This window comes from Corynebacterium sp. LK33 (assembly GCF_014334955.1).
GTDB lineage: Bacteria > Actinomycetota > Actinomycetes > Mycobacteriales > Mycobacteriaceae > Corynebacterium > Corynebacterium jeikeium_D.
Window position 1 is genome coordinate 1 of record NZ_PDGU01000021.1, and the last position, 17,766, is coordinate 17,766.

The 17,766-nt window shown below is 61.2% G+C and carries 16 protein-coding genes and 1 tRNA gene; 13 read left to right on the forward strand and 4 right to left on the reverse strand.

Going from position 1 to position 17,766, the window contains the following annotated elements:
• The first annotated feature begins 321 nt into the window (after nucleotides 1-321).
• From CRD20_RS06265 to CRD20_RS06295, 7 genes are all read left to right on the forward strand, one after another.
• Nucleotides 322-1,731, forward strand: a complete 1,410-nt coding sequence (locus CRD20_RS06265) for a hypothetical protein (protein WP_246822243.1) — start codon at nucleotides 322-324, stop codon at nucleotides 1,729-1,731.
• On the forward strand, nucleotides 1,724-2,869 hold the full coding sequence (locus CRD20_RS06270) for a TadA family conjugal transfer-associated ATPase (protein ID WP_070642808.1): 1,146 nt from the start codon (nucleotides 1,724-1,726) through the stop codon (nucleotides 2,867-2,869). The genes CRD20_RS06265 and CRD20_RS06270 overlap by 8 nt, the downstream gene beginning before the upstream one ends.
• 54 nt (nucleotides 2,870-2,923) lie before the next feature.
• The gene (locus CRD20_RS06275) at nucleotides 2,924-3,814 is read left to right on the forward strand and encodes a type II secretion system F family protein (protein ID WP_070603591.1); all 891 of its coding nucleotides are present in this window, start codon (nucleotides 2,924-2,926) and stop codon (nucleotides 3,812-3,814) included.
• Nucleotides 3,811-4,464, forward strand: a complete 654-nt coding sequence (locus tag CRD20_RS06280; protein ID WP_187405086.1) for a type II secretion system F family protein — start codon at nucleotides 3,811-3,813, stop codon at nucleotides 4,462-4,464. Before CRD20_RS06275 ends, CRD20_RS06280 begins: the two co-directional genes overlap by 4 nt.
• Nucleotides 4,465-4,640: 176 nt before the next feature.
• On the forward strand, nucleotides 4,641-4,913 hold the full coding sequence (locus tag CRD20_RS06285; protein ID WP_070603589.1) for a DUF4244 domain-containing protein: 273 nt from the start codon (nucleotides 4,641-4,643) through the stop codon (nucleotides 4,911-4,913).
• Nucleotides 4,906-5,259 carry a TadE family type IV pilus minor pilin gene (locus tag CRD20_RS06290; protein WP_070603588.1) on the forward strand — a complete coding sequence of 118 codons (354 nt, stop codon included), beginning with the start codon at nucleotides 4,906-4,908 and terminating at the stop codon, nucleotides 5,257-5,259. Before CRD20_RS06285 ends, CRD20_RS06290 begins: the two co-directional genes overlap by 8 nt.
• Nucleotides 5,256-5,621: an Rv3654c family TadE-like protein gene (locus CRD20_RS06295; protein WP_070603587.1), complete on the forward strand. Its 366-nt coding sequence runs from the start codon at nucleotides 5,256-5,258 to the stop codon at nucleotides 5,619-5,621. Before CRD20_RS06290 ends, CRD20_RS06295 begins: the two co-directional genes overlap by 4 nt.
• Here the strand turns inward: CRD20_RS06295 and CRD20_RS06300 are convergent.
• On the reverse strand, nucleotides 5,605-7,941 hold the full coding sequence (locus CRD20_RS06300) for a DEAD/DEAH box helicase (protein ID WP_070603672.1): 2,337 nt from the start codon (nucleotides 7,939-7,941) through the stop codon (nucleotides 5,605-5,607). The two genes, CRD20_RS06295 and CRD20_RS06300, sit on opposite strands and share 17 nt — an antisense overlap.
• Before the next feature lie 315 nt (nucleotides 7,942-8,256).
• On the opposite strand from CRD20_RS06300, the gene CRD20_RS06305 reads away from it, so the two are divergent.
• Nucleotides 8,257-8,460, forward strand: a complete 204-nt coding sequence (locus tag CRD20_RS06305; RefSeq protein WP_005511370.1) for a cold-shock protein — start codon at nucleotides 8,257-8,259, stop codon at nucleotides 8,458-8,460.
• Nucleotides 8,461-8,713: 253 nt separating this feature from the next.
• Here CRD20_RS06305 and CRD20_RS11200 read toward each other — a convergent pair whose 3' ends face one another.
• Nucleotides 8,714-8,845 (reverse strand): hypothetical protein, encoded by a 132-nt coding sequence (locus CRD20_RS11200; protein WP_255468755.1) that lies wholly within the window; start codon nucleotides 8,843-8,845, stop codon nucleotides 8,714-8,716.
• 288 nt (nucleotides 8,846-9,133) lie between these two features.
• Between CRD20_RS11200 and topA the strand changes: the two genes are divergently transcribed.
• On the forward strand, nucleotides 9,134-12,106 hold the full coding sequence (gene topA / locus CRD20_RS06310) for a type I DNA topoisomerase (protein WP_187405087.1): 2,973 nt from the start codon (nucleotides 9,134-9,136) through the stop codon (nucleotides 12,104-12,106).
• Between the two features lie 3 nt (nucleotides 12,107-12,109).
• On the opposite strand, the gene CRD20_RS06315 is transcribed toward topA, so the two are convergent.
• Nucleotides 12,110-13,423 carry a DUF418 domain-containing protein gene (locus CRD20_RS06315; RefSeq protein ID WP_370546024.1) on the reverse strand — a complete coding sequence of 438 codons (1,314 nt, stop codon included), beginning with the start codon at nucleotides 13,421-13,423 and terminating at the stop codon, nucleotides 12,110-12,112.
• Nucleotides 13,424-13,634: 211 nt separating this feature from the next.
• Between CRD20_RS06315 and CRD20_RS06320 the strand changes: the two genes are divergently transcribed.
• Nucleotides 13,635-14,225 carry a hypothetical protein gene (locus tag CRD20_RS06320; protein ID WP_070603584.1) on the forward strand — a complete coding sequence of 197 codons (591 nt, stop codon included), beginning with the start codon at nucleotides 13,635-13,637 and terminating at the stop codon, nucleotides 14,223-14,225.
• Nucleotides 14,226-14,429, forward strand: coding sequence for a helix-turn-helix transcriptional regulator (locus CRD20_RS06325; RefSeq protein ID WP_005511351.1), 204 nt, complete (start codon nucleotides 14,226-14,228; stop codon nucleotides 14,427-14,429).
• A gap of 49 nt (nucleotides 14,430-14,478) precedes the next feature.
• Here the strand turns inward: CRD20_RS06325 and CRD20_RS06330 are convergent, their stop codons facing one another.
• Nucleotides 14,479-16,005 (reverse strand): adenylate/guanylate cyclase domain-containing protein, encoded by a 1,527-nt coding sequence (locus CRD20_RS06330; protein ID WP_187405088.1) that lies wholly within the window; start codon nucleotides 16,003-16,005, stop codon nucleotides 14,479-14,481.
• A gap of 82 nt (nucleotides 16,006-16,087) precedes the next feature.
• Here CRD20_RS06330 and CRD20_RS06335 point away from each other — a divergent pair, with 82 nt between their 5' ends.
• Both CRD20_RS06335 and CRD20_RS06340 read left to right on the forward strand, forming a co-directional pair.
• Nucleotides 16,088-17,464 carry a DNA polymerase III subunit delta' gene (locus CRD20_RS06335; RefSeq protein ID WP_187405089.1) on the forward strand — a complete coding sequence of 459 codons (1,377 nt, stop codon included), beginning with the start codon at nucleotides 16,088-16,090 and terminating at the stop codon, nucleotides 17,462-17,464.
• Nucleotides 17,465-17,597: 133 nt separating this feature from the next.
• Nucleotides 17,598-17,673 (forward strand) — tRNA-Thr (locus CRD20_RS06340).
• Nucleotides 17,674-17,766 lie beyond the last annotated feature (93 nt).

The window sequence follows — 17,766 nt, forward strand, 5'->3', positions numbered from 1 at the left end:
CCAATGTTGAGGGGTATGTAGTAAAAATTGCGGGCTGCAAATGTGAAACTGTATGAGTTTATGACACTTTCAAGTCATTTTTCGTGCCATTTTTGTCATAAACACAGTCACTAACTCGCATCGACCCAACGCCACCTGACATAAACGCAGTCACTAACTTGCATTGGCCAGGCCGCACAGTAGCCAGGTCGCGCAGTAGCCATAAGGCAAAGGCGACGTGGCGTTCTGCAGTTATCCACAGTCTGAAAATTATCCACAGACAGCGAGGTTTTGGCCCCTTGTGGGCATCATTGAATCCGCCCTGTAGTGCACGCTATGGCCATGGCGATCAAGAAACTGTCCATGGCTCAGCGAACCGAGGCTCCAACAAATCCAGTAGTCAACGCCGTCGATGATGAAGCGCTGCGTGAAGAGGTTGCGCTCATAGTCGCTGCTACCGGTCGTGACTGTGTGCAGGAGACCGTGCCACCTGTGGCTGCAGCGTCAGTGGCCGCACAAACATTTGCTTCGCCGCCAGCATCACTATCATCATCAGCCCCAGAGCCTTCCCCATCGTCAGTATCGACAGGAGCGGGAGTGTCATCGGCCCTGTGGCGTCGGGCACCAGCGGTGTTCGTCGATGCACCGGCAGCCCGAAGATTGACCGGACGGCCTCATAGTGAGGGAGCGATCTTCCTGGTCCGCAGTGATACTGAGGCGGAAGATGTGCAGGTAGCGAAGGTTTTAGCGCCTGTTTACAGCGCCAGTTTGCCCGCGGATAACGTCGATATTGTCGAACTGCTCGGTCGTGGCGACGTACGCCCGGATGCTCCGAATCCCACCGATCACCAAAACGGCTCGAGCCTCCTGAACCACCATCAGAACCCAGCGTCACCTGCAAGCACCGACGTGATTACAGCGCCAGGTACAGAACCCGTACCGAACGTGCCGGCAATTACAACCGATTCCTCGGCAACGTGCCTGATGTTGGTTCCTGCGGTCGGCGGTGCCGGTGCTTCCATCGCGGCGGCAGCGAGTGCATTGGTTCTTTCCCGCGAAAGGCCCATCTGCTTGGTGGATGCGGACGCGCTGGCGGGAGGCATTGATCTGGTGCTCGGGATGGAAACGGAACCGGGATTGAGGTGGCAAGATTTCTCGGCTGCTGATGGCCGTCTCGACGGGGCGGCACTCTACGAAGCACTGCCATCCTGCCCGCGATCGCCCGCGCTGAAAGTGTTGACGTGGACTCGCAGTCGCACGCCCGAGACGACTTACAACCACGCCTCTGCGAACAACAAATTCGATAGCGCCGACAGAACCGACAGAATCGACAGGCCCGACGATGTCCGGCACATTGCCAGCACCATTAGTTGCCTTATTCATGCCGGAATTACGGTCATCGTGGACTGCCCGAAGCAGGTGGAGTACGTCACCACTCTCGGCGCGCTTGCCGATGACACCGTCATAGTCCTGCCCACCTCCGTTCGAGCCATCGCAGCCGCTGGCCCCTTGGCGAGCATCTGTGCACAAGCGGGGTTCACCCCAAATCTTGCAGTGAGGTACCAGCAGTACCGCGATATCAGTGTCGAAGAGGTGGAATACGCTCTCGACCTGCCTATTGTTGGTGAGATTGAGTACTGCAAGAAGGTAGCTCACGAGATAGATGTGGGCGGGCTCGCTGGGGCCGTCGGCAAGCTGACGCGGGGATTGGAAGCGATGTTTGCCCTTGTCGGCGGTGGTGGCGATGGATGACGTCAGGCTGTTGGCGGCGGTGCGGACGGCGCTTGCGGAGCGGCCTGGGGTGGCATCGCATAGCGAGGTCGCCGACATCATTCGCGCAGAGACCTCGGGGGTTGTCTCCGATGTGAAGGTGCTGGAGATTCTGCGCACGATTCGCGAGGAAACGGTGGGCGCGGGTGTGTTGGATGCGCTGTTGCGACGCCCGGGTGTCAGCGATGTGCTGGTCACCGCGCCGGGCGAGGTCTGGGTCGACGCCGGCAACGGACTGGAGCGCGCCGAGATTTCCTTCGCGGACGAGGGCGAGGTGCGCGCGTATGCGGTGCGGCTCGCTTCGCGGTGTGGACGAAGGCTTGACGACGCGCAACCCTGGGCCGACGGCCATATTCCTGGCGGTGTCGGCGGCTGTGGTGTGCGAGTTCATGCGGTGCTTTCACCACCGTCGGCGACCGGCACTCAGATTAGCCTGCGGGTGCTGCGTCCGGCTCGTCGCGGACTTGCGGAGCTATGCGATGTCGGGCTATTTCCACCAGAGATTCTGCCGGTGCTCCGGGGAATCGTGGCGGGACAGCTGTCATTTATTGTTGCCGGAGGCACGGGTGCGGGAAAGACCACGCTATTGGCGGCGATGCTCTCAGAAGTTAATCCTGACCAGCGCATTGTGTGTATCGAGGACACTCCGGAGTTGCAACCTCAGCATCCGCATGTGGTGAAGCTGGTGACCAGGGCCGCCAACCTGGAGGGTGCCGGTGCGATTGGGCAGCAGGAGTTGCTGAAGCAGGCGCTGCGCATGCGTCCCGACCGCATTGTCGTCGGGGAGATTCGAGGCGCCGAAGTGGTGGATCTGCTGGCAGCGTTGAACACGGGGCATCGCGGTGGGGCGGGAACAATTCACGCCAACCGCATCGGGGATGTCGTCGCGCGCTTTGAGGCCCTGGGGCTGATCGGTGGCCTTGGTCGCGCCGGGCTGCATGCGCAGTTGGTCTCGGCGGTGCAGGTGGTGTTGGTGGTCGAACGCGCTGATGTTCGCCGGCTGGCTCAGATCGGGCTGCTGAGGGGTAACCCACCGGAGGTTGTGGAGGTCTGGACTGCTCGGGATGGGCCTGGGCCGGGTTGGGAAGCGTTGCAGAAGTTGCTGGTCGGCGGGGAATAACCGGTGGAATGACCAGAGGAAAAGCCAGGGGATTAGACGGGGAGGTTAACAGCTATGGGGGAGGGATTTAGCGTGGCGATGCTCATTGGGGGCGCGGCTGCAGCAGTCGCTATCTGGCCGGACAGCTCGGCGGCGGTGCGCTCGCGAGCACTGGCAGGCCGTGCCCGCGAGGTGTCCGGCGGGCTGAAGTGGTTGCAGCGCATGGTTGGACTTGGTGCTGGTTCCACGGGGTCGAGTGCAGCAACCACTGGCAGTGCGAATCGAACTACAGGGCTATCAATCCTCATCGTTGCAGGCCCGGCGCTCGTGTTGTTGTGGCTCGCCGGGATTCCAGGTGTCATAGCCGGGCTGTTGCTGGGCCGCACCGCAGGGGCAGTAGTGCACGCTGTGGGGGAGAGGCGCTGCGAACGTCGGGAAGCGGACAGCGCTGCGGTAGCGCTGGAAACCTTGACCGCGCAGCTGCGCGCAGGTGCGGCGGCATCACGAGCGCTCAACGCGACAGCGGCGGAATTGCGCAGGTCAGGGGATGAGACTGTGTTGGCTGACCATCTCGCGCACGCGGCGCATCGCGCGAACTTCGCCGACCCGTGGGAGAGCGAAGAATCTTCGGAGCAACTGCGCCGGATTGGGCGTATGTGGACGGTGGCGCAGCAACACGGTCTGAGCTTGGCTGGGTTGCTGGACTGCGCGCGGGGTGATTTGCAGGCTCGTCAGGCGCATCGCTCACAGACGTCTGCCGCGCTGGCGGGACCACGCATGACGATTGCCATTTTGGCATCACTGCCGGTGTTCGGTTTGGTCATGGGGCAAGCGTTCGGAGCGTCCCCATTCGAGTTCCTCAGTCGCGGCATCGGAGGAATCGTGCTGGTCATCGGTGTCGGGCTGGTGTGCGCGGGCATCGAATGGGCCGTCGCCATCATCGATCGCGCGGAGGCCGGACAGTGATCGCCGCCGCACTTCTCATCGCCGTCTACCTCTGCTTGCCGACGTTCAATCCCGTCCGCAGCCGACTGCCCGAATTGGTAGCCGAGTCGGATGCTCGCGCGCGGGGAAGCGTACGCCGGCAGGTGGCCAATCGGGTGTCGCAAATTGTCGCACAGGTGCGGGAACGTGCGCGAACTGTCATTGGCGGTGAGCGCATCAGCCCGGTTGTGCTGCTCGATGCCGCAGCAGCCCTCGACATCATTGGCGCTTGTTTGAGCTCTGGCATGCCGTTGTCACAGGCCATGGCGGAAGCCGCCGATGGTGCAGACCCTGAGCTGGCCGAGCCACTTCGACAGTGTTCCGCCAGGTTGTCCGTGGGCGCGCACTCAGCTTGGGACAGCCTTGCTGCCACACCCGCGCTCGTACCCCTGGCGACAGCTGGGCGCCGCGCAAGCGAATCCGGCACCGTTCTGGCGCAGGCATTGGAAGACACCGCTGCCACGTACCGCAGTCAAGCGCACGATGCGGCGCAAGCCGTCGCCGAAAAGGCAGGTGTCCTCATTGCCGGGCCGCTGGCATTGTGCTTTCTACCCGCGTTTGTGGTGCTGGGGTTGGTGCCCACCATCGCTGGGCTTGCCGACGAAATGTTTGCAGGACTGATGCCGTCATGAAGCGTGGACACTTCTGCGCCAAGCCTCGCGCGCTGGCACGCGCCGAATGTAGTGCTGGTTGCGCTCTCAGCTGTGGCTTCGCTCGGGCGCGCGGGCCGCCTGCCGCGCCGCAATCCAACACGCACCACACCTCACAACTGACCTGTCACTCGACATCCACATAGGGGGAAACACTCATGACCACTCAAAACTCCAACCATCCAGCCAACCGTCCAACCAACTCTTCAACCAATCCGCTGACCGCTGCGCAGTCCCAGCTGCGCTCGTATTTGCACAAGCGTCTGCGCGCACTGGTAACCGAGGAAAATGGCATGTCAACCGTGGAATATGCTCTCGGAACGATCGCTGCCGCCGCTTTCGGAGCCCTGCTCTACACCATCGTGACCGGCGGCGATATCACCCAGGCGCTTACCGACATCATCGAAAGGGCGCTCAACACCGATGTCTAGCCGCATCCGCTCTACGCTTCATCGCCTGTGCGTCGGCGACGAAGGCCAAACGACGGTAGAAACCGCTTTCGGTCTCGCGGCGCTGGTCACGGTCATGGTCACGGCTCTGTCAGGGCTGGTCACCATCGCAATGTACCTAGGGCTTACCGACGCAGCCGGAGCCATCGCACGGGCTGAGGCGCGGGGCGATGTGGAGACAGTAGCCGAGCTCCGCGCCGACGCGGATGGGCAGGTCGCGATATCGGAAACCTCCGGTACCGTGCGCGTGACCATTCGGCGCTCAGCGGGGCCATTTTCGCTGGAAGCACGCGCGGTCGCACTGCGGGAAAGAGCGGCATCGTCATGAGAAACGTGACAGCCCGCCTTCTCCGCGAAGAAGAAGGTTCCACCACAGTCGCAGCCGCACTGTTCATCGCCGCTTTCGTCGTTCTGACTTTGGTCGGAGTTACGGCCGGGGTGAGGGTGGTGCAGGCTCGGCAGGCAGCGGTAGCAGCGGACCTGGCCGCGGTGGCCGGCGCCGTGGCAGCGCAAGAGAGCGACGACGCCTGCAAAGCTGCGGGGTCAATCGCAAAAGCTAACCACGCACGCCTTGTGACCTGTGAGATTGATGGGGAGGACGTGCAGGTCAGCGTCCAACGAAAGGAGAGAAAAGCCACGTCCAGAGCAGGGCCGGTAGCGGTGGAGGATGCTGCTACTGGCCGTCGTTAAGCGCGCGCGACACCCCACTGAGCACCTTGATTGCGCCGGCTTTGTCCAACGGATCGTTGCCATTGCCGCACTTGGGCGACTGGATGCACGATGGGCAGCCGGATTCGCACTCGCAGGCGGCGACGGCATCGCGGGTCGCGCGAATCCACTGCGCGAAGGCCTCGTAGCCACGGTCGGCAAACCCCGCACCACCAGGGTGCCCGTCGTACACAAAAACGGTGGGCTGCTGGGTATCGGCGTGCATGACCGTGGAAACACCGCCGATGTCCCAGCGGTCGCAGGTGGCAATCAGTGGCAGCATGCCGATAGCCGCGTGCTCGGCTGCGTGAAGAGCCCCCGGCGCGATGTCGGAGCCCACGCCCCACGAGCGCAGGGTGGACTCGGGCATTGTGTAGGCCACGGCGCGCGTGACCAAGCGCTGTGGAGGGTAGTCAAGTTCAACACTGTCGAGAATCTCGCCGGTATCCAGGCGACGAAGATAGGAGGTGACCTGGTGAAAGACCTCGACCTGGCAGGAGGCGACCTGTAAGCCCTGGTAGTGGCGCATATCGTCAATATCGAGGATGCGGATGGTGGTGTCCATGCGCGAGCTGGTGGAATAGCGTGGCTGCTCGGGGTGGACTAGGGCGACGAGGCTATTGAAGTCCAGTTGGTCAACAACGTAGGACTCGCCGCGGTGCAAGTAGACGGCACCGTCGTGGACCTGCTGCATCGCCCGGCCAAGATCGATGGTGCCAAGCAGTCGACCATCGGTCTGGTCGACGATAGCTACTTCCTGGCCATCGCCGCCACGGACGTTCACGGCATCGTGAGCAGTGGCGATACGCGGCCCTTCATCGCGGTCGGTTGGGTAGTAGACGGGCTCTTGTCCTTCCCAGGTGCGCTTGCGCAACCAGCCTGCGGACACCATGTCTTCGGCTACGGGCAAAGTTCCCCACGCTTGAAGCTGGCTGGTGGTGACGGGCTTCTCCACAGCCGCGCAGTAGAGGTGTGACCACACCACATGCGGGTTGCGGGGATCGAAGACGGTCTTTTCCACCGGCCTGCCCAGCAGTGCGGACGGGTTGTGGACCAAGTACGTGTCCATGGGGTCATCGCGAGCCACCAACACCACCAGTGCGCCCTGACCACGACGACCCGCGCGGCCGGCCTGCTGCCAGAATGAAGCGACCGTGCCCGGGAAACCGGCCTGTACCACCGCGTCGAGGCCACCGACGTCAATGCCCAGCTCCAGGGCATTGGTGGTGGCGACACCTAGCAGGTTGCCGTCATCGAGCATGCGCTCGATGTCGCGGCGTTCTTCGGCCAGGTAGCCGGCGCGGTAAGACTCGATGCGCTCAGCGATATCGCTGCGGCGGCGCTTTTCCAGGCGCTCGCGCACCCCGAGTGCAACCTTCTCGGCACTGCTTCGCGAACGGGTGAAGGTCAGGGTGCGGGCGCCCTCGACAAGCAGGTCGGCCATGATGTCCGCGGCCTCGGTCGGGGCGGGGCGGCGCACGGGGGCGCCGTTCTCGCCTTGGAGGTCGGGGAGCAGGCCGGGTTCCCACAGGGCGATAGTCCGCTCGCCGACCGGGGCGCCGTCTTCGGTGATGGCCTCGACAGGCTCGCCGATGAGGCGACGAGCCTGGTCAGCGGGGTCGTTGGTCGTCGCAGAGGCAAAAATCACGGTCGGCGAGGCACCGTACTCGCGGGATAGCCGCAGGAGGCGACGCAGAATTTGGGAGACGTTGGCGCCGAACACGCCTCGATAGGCATGACATTCGTCGACGACGATATAGCGCAGGTTGCGCAGCATCCGCGTCCACCGAACATGGTTGCCGAGGACCGAAACATGCAGCATATCGGGGTTCGTAAACACCCAACGGGCATGGTCGCGAATGGCGCGCCGGGCATCTTGTGGGGTGTCGCCGTCGTAAAGCGAAATCAGTGAACTCAGCGACACCGGCGCCATCGCGCGTGCAGTGTCCAGCTGATCGGCGCCCAGCGCCTTGGTCGGAGAGAGGTACAGCGCGGTGGCCGCGGGGGTGGCGGACAGTTCTGTGAGCACGGGCAGCAGGTAGCCGAGCGATTTACCCGACGCCGTGCCCGTCGCGACGACGCAGTGCACGCCCTCGCGGGCAAGGTTCGCGGTTGTCGCCTGATGAGTCCACAGGTTCTCAATTCCGCGATCTACCAGCACTTCTCTCAGCCAATTTGGCACCCACTCAGGCCAAGGCGCAGTCACGCCAGCGCGTGCAGGAAGATCCGCAATGTGCGTCACCGTCGCCCGCGGATGCGCACGAATAACCGGCCCCAGCAGCTCCCGCCCAAACGACTCCACCGACACCACCCTTTCCTGTAAACGCGCACTTCATATGCTTGACGACGCTGCCTATCAGCCACATTCTCGCTATTCGACACCCCAGTTTGTCAGGGTCTCGAACACGGGTTTACGGGGGTGGCAAGAAGCTGTTCCTAATCGGCGCTCGCGCCCCAAACGTGGCAGACTTTTTGAGTGTATCGCCCGCCAACGGGCACCCAGCAAAAACTCGCACGAGGCGAAAGGGTGCTTTGGCCGTGTTTACCCCATCGTGTGTGGCCGGATGTGCGTGGCGAATACTTGTTTTATCGAATCCTGAAGTTGGGAAGTTTTGTAATGGCACAGGGTACTGTGAAGTGGTTCAACTCGGAGAAGGGCTTCGGGTTTATCGCCCCAGCTGACGGTGGCAACGACGTGTTCGTTCACTACTCCGAGATCCAGGGCACTGGTTTCAAGACGCTGGAAGAGAACCAGGCAGTCGAGTTTGAGATTGGTGAGGGCCAGAAGGGTCCGCAGGCTCTGGACGTGAAGCCTCTGTAAGTCAACCGTTTCCGGGTTGAACTGGGCTATTGTCTGGTTTGGCGCACGGAATTTTTGGCTTTTCAAGGTCCATGTTGTGTTCATGGGGTGAGCCTTGATTCTCCCACGCGGAAAGTAATTTCTGCGTGGGATTTTTGCATTTCTGGGGGCAGTGGGTCAATCCGAGTTACTGACTACGTTTATGACAAAAATGGCCCGAAAAATGGCTTGAAAGTGTCATAAACTCATACAGTTTCACATTTGCAGCCCGCGATCACGCGGCCGCTGCGGCGGCTGCGCCCGCTGCGGCCTGTCGTGGCCAGCCACTGACAGCCACGGGGATGATCATGGCCAGCCGCACAGCAGCCGTCGGGTCGGCAACTGCCGGCCACCGGGGATCCCCCACAGCAGCCCCTTCAGTCACACCCAAAATCCGCCCGATACTTGAGGAATCCGCGCGACAAACTAGATTGTGTGTACGGTATTCCTTATATTCTTCATATTCTTTCCAGATAATCTTCCGGGGAGAACGCGGCCGGGAACTGATTTGCACTGATCGGAACCGGTTGGAACCGATTGCGGGCTTCTCACAGTTGAAGCCCGGCCAGAGTCCGGCCAAGAACCCCAAGATTTAAACGAAAACCAGAATCTAAACAGTCAAAAACATTCAACGTTGCAGGATAGAAAAACTTCTATGGCGAATTCAGACGGCCTCAAGCGCCTTGTAATTGTCGAGTCGGCGACGAAAGCTCGCAAGATTCAGCCGTATCTCGGCGATGATTACATCGTGGAGGCGTCGGTGGGCCACATTCGCGACTTGCCCCGTGGCGCAGCCGACGTTCCGGCTCGTTACAAGAAGGAGCCCTGGGCTCGTCTGGGTGTGAATGTCGACAACGGATTCGCTCCGTTGTATGTCGTCAGCGCTGATAAGAAGAAGAAAGTCGCTGACCTGAAGGCCAAGCTCAAGGAAGTCGACGAACTCTATCTCGCAACTGACCCCGACCGTGAGGGCGAGGCTATTGCCTGGCACTTGCTGGAGGTTCTGAAGCCCAAGGTGCCGGTGCGCCGCATGGTGTTCCATGAGATCACCAAGCAGGCCATCTTGGAGGCCGCGGCCAACACTCGTGAGCTGGACCAGAACCTGGTTGATGCCCAGGAAGGTCGCCGTATCCTCGACCGCCTCTACGGCTACGAGGTCTCCCCGGTGCTGTGGAAGAAGGTCATGCCGCGCCTGTCGGCAGGCCGTGTGCAGTCGGTGGCAACGCGCGTCATCGTCGAGCGTGAGCGCGAGCGCATGGCGTTTATCTCCGCTGAGTACTGGGACGTCGCCGCAACTTTGGACACCGGTTCGGCTTCTGCTGATGCCAACCAGCCGAAGGAATTTGTCGCAACCCTGACCAGCGTTGATGGTCAGCGCGTAGCGCAGGGCCGGGACTTCGATGACCGTGGCCAGCTGAAGAAGTCTGAGGGCATTCGGGTCGTCGATAAGCAGCTCGCCGAAACTCTGGCGGCGGACCTCGCGGGCTCTGAGCTCAAGGTCGCGTCGGTGGAGGAGAAGCCGTACACCCGCCGGCCGTACCCGCCGTTTATGACGTCCACGCTGCAGCAGGAGGCCGGCCGCAAGCTGCATTACACCTCTGAGCGCACGATGCGTGTGGCGCAGCGTCTGTACGAAAACGGTCACATTACCTACATGCGTACCGACTCCACGACGCTGTCCAAGGCCGGCATCGACGCCGCGCGTAAGCAGGCGTTGGAGCTTTACGGCTCGGAATACGTCGCCGATGCGCCGCGCCAGTACTCGCGCAAGGTGAAGAACTCGCAGGAGGCGCACGAGGCGATTCGCCCGGCGGGCGAGACGTTCGCAACACCGGGGCAGCTGGCTGGCTCGCTGGATGCCGAGGAGTTCAAACTCTACGAACTGATCTGGCAGCGCACCGTCGCCTCGCAGATGGCCGACGCGCGCGGCACGTCCATGAAGGTCACCATCGCAGGTGCTACCGACACACACGCCGTCGAGTTCGCCTCCACTGGACGCACGATTCGTTTCCCGGGCTTCCTCAAGGCATACGTCGAGGTCTCCGCGCTTTCCGACGGCCGCAAGGTCGCCGACAACGCCGAGAAGCGTCTGCCACAGTTGACGGAAGGCCAGGGCCTGACGGCCACGGACTTCAGTGCCGACAGTCACTCCACCAACCCGCCTGCGCGCTTCACCGAGGCCAGCTTGGTGAAGAAGATGGAGGACCTGGGAATTGGGCGTCCGTCGACCTACGCGTCGATTATCAAGACCATTCAGGATCGCGGCTACGTCTACTCCCGCGGCAACGCTCTGGTGCCCTCGTGGGTGGCCTTTGCCGTGGTGGGGCTGATGGAGGAAGCGTTCTCCGATCTGGTCAACTACGACTTCACCTCCGAGCTAGAGGATGAGCTCGACGGCATTGCTGCGGGCAATAAGGATCGCACGACCTGGCTGACCGGTTTCTACTTCGGCGATGACAAGGATCACCGCCACAAGGGAGCCGACGCTATTGCGACCCACGGTGGTCTGAAGAACATCATCGACGTGAACTTGGAATCGATTGATGCTCGGAAGGTCAATTCGCTCCACCTTTTCGACGATGCCGAGGGCAACCCGATCATCGTTCGCGTTGGCCGCTATGGGCCGTACCTGGAGCGTACGCGCCCGGGTGCCGGTGAAAACGGTGCCGACGAGGTGCAGCGCGCCAACATCCCGGAGGCCATGACTCCGGACGAGCTGGATCTGGCCGCTGCCGAGAAGCTGCTGGCGATGCCGCAGGGCGGTCGTGAACTGGGCATTAACCCGGCTAATGGCCGCATGATTGTTGCTCGCGATGGCCGCTACGGCCCCTACGTCACCGAGCTGGTCACCGATGAAGAACGCGAGAGTGTCGTAGCCAAGGCTGAGGAGATCATCGCAGCTGAACGCGCCGAAGAGGACGCTCAGCGCGCTGCGGAGGGCAAGCGGAAGAAGAACTGGGAAACCAAGACCGCCGCCAAGCAGAAGGAAAAGCGCACCGCGGAAATCATCGAGGAAACTCTGAAGCCGAAGACGGCCTCGCTGTTTTCCTCCATGGAGCCGTCGACTGTCACGCTGGAAGAGGCTCTGAAGCTGATGAGCCTGCCGCGCGAGGTCGGTGTCGATCCGGTCGATAACGAGGTTATTACCGCTCAGAATGGCCGTTACGGTCCGTACCTGAAGAAGGGCACGGACTCGCGTTCACTGGCCAACGAAGAGCAGATTTTCACCGTGACTTTGGACGAGGCGCGTCGTATCTACGCTGAGCCGAAGCGACGCGGTCGCGCTGCTGCGAAGCCACCGCTGAAGCAGTTGGGTGACAACGATGTCTCCGGTCGCCCGATGTCGGTGAAGGATGGCCGTTTCGGTCCGTACGTCACCGATGGCGTCACCAATGCTTCGCTGCGCAAGGGGGATACCCCTGAGACGCTGACTGATGCCCGCGCCTGCGAGCTGCTGTCTGAGCGTCGCGCGAAGGAAGCTGCTGATGGCGGCACCAAGAAGGCTGCCAAGAAGTCGACTCGCAAGACCACGAAGAAGGCTGCGAAGAAGGCTGCGAAGAAGACCACCAGGAAGGCGGTCAAGCGCACCACCAAGCGAGTGGTGAAGGCGACCCGCCGGGGCAAGTAGGGCTTAAGGGGCCGCCGTGCCCGCCGCGCTCGGCGCACCCGGCGCATCCTGCGGAGCAGGCTTGGGGCCGCCGACCCCGGCCAACTCCGCCCGCATTGTCGGCCCGTACGACAGCCGGCGATGCACTTTCTCGAACGGCCCCTGCATGCCGCGACGCTCCATCGCCCACGCGGCGAACAATGTCACCAACCAGACGCCCACAGCAATGAGAGTTTGCACGAACGCGCCCATGTCGCGCGGGATGTCCAGCATAAACGGGTATACCAGCACAAAGAAGATGACCGACTGCATCAGGTAGCCCGTCATCGAACGCTTACCGAGTGCCACAATCGGCACCAACCAGCCAGGCACAGCCGCGCCCGCGTTCAGACGTCGCTGGAGCGGCTGCAGCGCCAGCGCCAAACCGGCCAGAATTCCCGGGCCGGTGAAGACTCCAGCAAAGCTATTGATAACCACGAAGGCCATGTGCTGTCCGGCTGGAAGAACACCAATCGCTGCCAACCCCATAGGGATGCCGATACCGAAAGCCACGACCACAGCCACCACGAGCCACCGAATAAGCAGGGGGCGGTGCGCGTCAACGTCGTCAAGCACGCCCTTGCGAGCCCACACGAAGCCAATCATCATCACCGGCAGGTAGAGGAACAGCTGCAGCGGCAGGGTAGTGATGCTCATTGTCAGGACCTGCAGATTCGCGGCGAGCATATCCAGGTAACTTGTTTCAATCGCACCGCCGTTGACGAACTGGCTCATGTCGGAGCCGACGAACTCGGCGTCGGGCATCGCAATTACGAATCCCAAAAACAGCAGGCTCAGTGCAGCGTTGATCGTCAGCGCAATCCACGCGAGAATCGTCAGCACCTTGTTGCTGAGGCCCATAAGTAGCCCGAGGATGATGCCGCAGATGCCATAGAGAAACATGATGTCGCCAAAGAACAGAAACAGCATGTGCGCGATGCCGAACAGCCCCAGGAACGCATAACGCTTTACGACGACCACCCGCGCCCGCGACCGTGGAAAGTTCCTCCTGGCCAAACTGCGGACAATGAGTCCGACACCGAAGCCGAGCAGCGTTGCGAACATTGGCAACCCGCGATTGTGTGCGGTCACGGCGGTAAACAGCACGGTGGCCTTGTCGGCGATGCTGTCGCTTATGACGCCGCCGAAGAATGCTGCGGGCAGTTCGGGATCTGCAACCAGCCAGGCGGTGGCAATGTTCGCGATCGCGATGCCGAGGAGAGCGAACCCGCGCGCAGCGTCGGGGACGAGCATGCGAGGTCTGGGGTTGGGGCTAGAACTGGGTCGGTTGTCAGTCATTCCTCCAACGTAAAGGATTGGCGGGAGGGTGCGCAGGTTGGCGGTGGACGGCGATTGTTGCAGGAGCCTTGCGGCATATCGAAAAGCGATATAGTATCGAAAATCGATACATCGAATAACGATGTGTCGGGGGGGTTTGGCTGCAGCTCCAAGCGTCCCGCAGAATAATCTCACTAACCGCGCCAATTACGGTGCAGTAAGGAAGTTAGCTATGGCATCTCCACAGACCAAGAAGCCAAAGGACCCGTATGTCAATCAAACTAAGGAGCGCCGGGATGTAATCGTGAGCCTTTTTGCCGGAGTGTTTGCACTGGCTTACATTTTGCTCCAGCTCCGCCATCCGGTTCTTCATCAGCAGTTCCCCAGTGATCTGACCCTGCTTTTGCCCGAAGTGCTGGGAAGTGACAAAGGGGTTCCTATCGAGGTTATGAGTGGTGGAGTCCTCTCCTTGTTTATTGCTGCGACTGTTGTTCGATGCGCTATCGTCGCCGCGATTGCCGTGCTCTGCGTGTTGTTCTCACTCTCGTACCTGAAAGGCGAGTTTTTTACAGTTAAGACTGCGCGACGAGTTATGGCTATCTCCTGGCTGGTAGCGATGTATCCGGCAAGTAGTTTCCTGCAGCATATGGGCGAAAACTGGGTCGCAAGTAGCCTGAATCTGAGCACGTGGTACCAGCGTGATCATGCCGATTTCAATGAGCACCTGGGAATATGGTTTGTGCCTATGATAGTCATCTCCACTCTCGGAGTTATGTTGTTCCGAGCTGCGCGAATGCAGGAAGATCAGGAAGGACTCATTTAAATGGCGAAGGTTGTGTGCCACTTAGATGAGCTGCTTGAAAGCCGCGGAATGACGTTGGCAGCCCTTTCCGAACAGGTCGGGGTCACTCCGGTCAACCTCTCAGTGCTGAAAAACAACAGGGCGAAGGCCGTGCGATTCACGACGCTCACTATGTTGTGCGAAGCGTTGGACTGCCAGCCAGGAGATTTATTCTCGGTGGAGTAAGTGTGCTCGCCGTCTGAGAAGTCTAGGGGTACTGGGCGCCCAACGAGCCCTAGGCTTCGTCGGCAAGCGTCGGGCGCACCGGGCGTGCAAGCTGCGTCATGTGCGTACGGCCACGCAGCTCCACAGACTTCAGGGTGGTCCAGCGAGCCTGCTCGTCCTCGTTAGCCAGGCGAATAGTAGAAGCCGTGGCGAGCACGCGGCCCGGGGTGTCCTTGGCCAGCTCGGTCAGACGGGCAGCCTGGTTAACCGCGTCACCAATGACCGTGTACTCAAAGCGGTCGCGGGCACCGATGTGGCCGGCGACAACGTGCCCGGCGGAGACGCCAATACCTGCGGTGAGCTGGAGGTCGAGCAGTTCCTCGCGCAGTTCACGGGCGGCTGTGAGGGCGTGCCCAGCAGTGTCATCGAGGGGCAGGGGAGCGCCGAAGACAGCCAGAGCCGCGTCACCCTGGAACTTGTTGATAATGCCCTTATTGCGGTGCACACAGTCAACAACGTGGTCGAAGAAGGCATTGAGCTCACGGACAACGACTTCTGGTGAGTTCTTCTCCGCGAAGTTGGTCGAACCAATCACGTCCACAAACAGCACCGCGACGAGGCGATTCTCGCCGCCCAAAGTCGGCTTTTCTTCCAGAGCCTTACGGGCGACCTCAGACCCGACATAGCGGCCGAAGAGGTCACGGACCCGCTGACGCTCCTGCAGGCCACGCATCATTTCATTGAAACCCGCCTGGAGAACGCCCATCTCGGAGCCGTCGTAAATAGGCACGCGCGTATCCACCTGGCCCTGGCGGACCTTGTTAATTGCGCCCGTGAGATCCCGAATCGGGTCAACGATGGACATGCTGGCCAGCATCGTGCCGAAATAGCCGGTAATCAGAGCCAGAATTGCCAGCGCGGTGATGGTGGGCAGCAAATCTGCCGCATCATCTGTGAATAGGCCACGGCGCTGACCAATCAGCACAAGCAGGATTGCCACCACTGGAACACCACTGGTCAACACCCATGTCTGGCGCAGGCGGTGACCAATCGGTGGCTCCAGCGAGGAATCCGGAGCCCTACGCGCCAGCGCCTCCACAGCAACCGGACGCACCATGCGCTCCGCAATTAGATAGGTCAACAGTGCCACCATGGCGCCACCGAGCACCGAGGTGAGCAGCACCATCAGGCCAATCTTGCTGTCATAGGCGAACGCGACTCCACTGAAGACAATCACGCCCAGAGACCAGATGACGGTACCCAAGAGTGCCTGATAGACAGGCACGCGCATGACCAGATATCGTACCCGCCGCGGATCGTGCATATCCGGATGACGCTGCCATTTCAACAACGGCTTGAACAGGATCCAAGTAGTGCCGATTCCCGCAATAATTGCCAGAACCAGGTAACCAGCCAGGGCATAGATGACCCCATTAGCCAACCGCGGCAGGTGAGTTTCTTGGTTCAGTGGCAACAGCATGCCGAGGAACAAGCCGACAATCATGGCTCCGACAAGGTTGCAGACGAAGATAAATGAGGCATAAGCAGGCCACATTGTCCCGCTTAGCCATTTCAGATTTCGCCAGAGCCGTTGCATGATTACTACCTTAGTGGCAACCCCGGATTGCAGGGAGTAGTTACCTCACAAGAGTCTCGTGGGGCGCGCTAGAGTTGTGGCCATGACAGAGCCGATGACAGAGCGCAGCGTGTTTTCTCGTATGCCCGAAACCGGTGGGGTTCGCCAGCGGCTGCAGGCTGCTGTGCGCGCTGCGCATTATCGCTTTGCCAACGGTCAACCGCTGGCAGGCGATGGGGTGGAGGTTTCGCCGGAAGGTGGGGACGCGGGGTCGTCGTTAAGCGATGTGCCACGCGACTCGGACATGACGCACGCCTGGCTGTTCACGGGACCTGCGGGGTCGGGGCGGTCGGTGACGGCGACGGCGTTTGCGGCGGCGCTGCTGTGCACGCGGCATGACAACCCCGGATGTGGCGAGTGCGAGGGCTGCCGGACGGCGCTGGCGGGAACGCATGGCGATATCAAGATTGTGCGCCCGGAGGGCACCATCATTTCCGTGGCGACGGTGAGGGACGAGCTGCGGCCCTGGGCCTACAAGATGCCCACAACGGCGGATTGTCGCGTGCTGATCATCGAAGATGCCGACCGTCTCAACGAATCCGCCTCAAATGCGCTGCTCAAGGTGGTGGAAGAACCGCCGCTGCGCACCGTCATCATCATGTGCGCACCAACGACGAACGCGGAGGATTTCTCCGTTACGCTCCGTTCGCGCTGCCGCCACGTCTATGTGCCGACGCCGCATATCGACGACGTTACAAACCTCCTGCGCGCAGAGCGGCCAGAGCTTACCGACGAGCAAGCGGTCTGGGCCGCGACGGTGTCCAACGGTCACATTGGGCGTGCGCGTGGCTTTGTCTCCGATGAGGGCTCGCGTGCCTGGCGGGGCAAGGCCCTGGATTTCGTAGAGGCCGTGTTCGACCCGGCGAAGTCGTATTTGGCGGCGCGAGAGTTAGCCAACGAAGTGGCTGGCGAGGTGAAGCGGCGGATGGAGCCGCTAGAGGCTGAGGAGCTGGAGAATCTCGAGCGCTCGTTGGGTGTAGGTGCGTCTGGCAAGGGTGCGCAGGCGGCGCTGCGCGGCTCTAAGGGCGTGATCAAGGAGCTGGAGGATAATCAGAAGCGGCGGCGCAGGCGCGCGGAGTCAGATCTGATTGACCTGTCGTTGACTGACATTATGGGGCTGTACCGTGACGCCCTGGTGCTGGCGTTTGGGGCGGAACGTGCTGGGTCGGCTTCTGGTGCTTCTGTTTCAGATTCCGGCACTGGTTCCGAGTTTGGGGATGGCTCCGTCTACCTCATAAATCCAGACCGTCGTCGGACAGCCACGGAGCTAGCCCGACGCCTTCCGCCGGAGGCGATATTGGCCTCCATTGATGCCGTAACCGAGGTACGCGGCATGCTCGTGACCGCAGTGAAGTTGACGGTCTTGATGGATGAATTGATGGCCAAACTGCAGATTGCAGGGCAGGTTGGCCGCAGGTAAGCCAGCAGCTATGCCCAATTCAGCGGACTGAAGACCCCATTTTGGTCACGATGGGGCAGTGCAGTAGTATTACCGCTTGTACATTTTGTGCAGAGTTATTTCTGCTTGCTTGAAAGCTCAGCGCAATGTGCGTGCCGCCTTAGCTCAGTCGGTAGAGCGTCTCACTCGTAATGAGAAGGTCGCGAGTTCGATTCTCGCAGGCGGCTCCATTAAGCCCCAGCTAGAACAGTGTTCCAGCTGGGGTATTTTCCTATCGTCACTGGCTAAGTCGTCCCAGATTATCCGTGCTATTACCGAGTGTA

Coding starts and splice junctions, on each gene's coding strand:
- CRD20_RS06265 (WP_246822243.1), top strand. CDS start 322: ATGGCGATCAAGAAACTGTCCATGGCTCAGCGAACCGAGGCTCCAACA.
- CRD20_RS06270 (WP_070642808.1), top strand. CDS start 1,724: ATGGATGACGTCAGGCTGTTGGCGGCGGTGCGGACGGCGCTTGCGGAG.
- CRD20_RS06275 (WP_070603591.1), top strand. CDS start 2,924: ATGGGGGAGGGATTTAGCGTGGCGATGCTCATTGGGGGCGCGGCTGCA.
- CRD20_RS06285 (WP_070603589.1), top strand. CDS start 4,641: ATGACCACTCAAAACTCCAACCATCCAGCCAACCGTCCAACCAACTCT.
- CRD20_RS06290 (WP_070603588.1), top strand. CDS start 4,906: ATGTCTAGCCGCATCCGCTCTACGCTTCATCGCCTGTGCGTCGGCGAC.
- CRD20_RS06295 (WP_070603587.1), top strand. CDS start 5,256: ATGAGAAACGTGACAGCCCGCCTTCTCCGCGAAGAAGAAGGTTCCACC.
- CRD20_RS06305 (WP_005511370.1), top strand. CDS start 8,257: ATGGCACAGGGTACTGTGAAGTGGTTCAACTCGGAGAAGGGCTTCGGG.
- topA (WP_187405087.1), top strand. CDS start 9,134: ATGGCGAATTCAGACGGCCTCAAGCGCCTTGTAATTGTCGAGTCGGCG.
- CRD20_RS06315 (WP_370546024.1), bottom strand. CDS start 13,423: ATGACTGACAACCGACCCAGTTCTAGCCCCAACCCCAGACCTCGCATG.
- CRD20_RS06320 (WP_070603584.1), top strand. CDS start 13,635: ATGGCATCTCCACAGACCAAGAAGCCAAAGGACCCGTATGTCAATCAA.
- CRD20_RS06325 (WP_005511351.1), top strand. CDS start 14,226: ATGGCGAAGGTTGTGTGCCACTTAGATGAGCTGCTTGAAAGCCGCGGA.
- CRD20_RS06330 (WP_187405088.1), bottom strand. CDS start 16,005: ATGCAACGGCTCTGGCGAAATCTGAAATGGCTAAGCGGGACAATGTGG.
- CRD20_RS06335 (WP_187405089.1), top strand. CDS start 16,088: ATGACAGAGCCGATGACAGAGCGCAGCGTGTTTTCTCGTATGCCCGAA.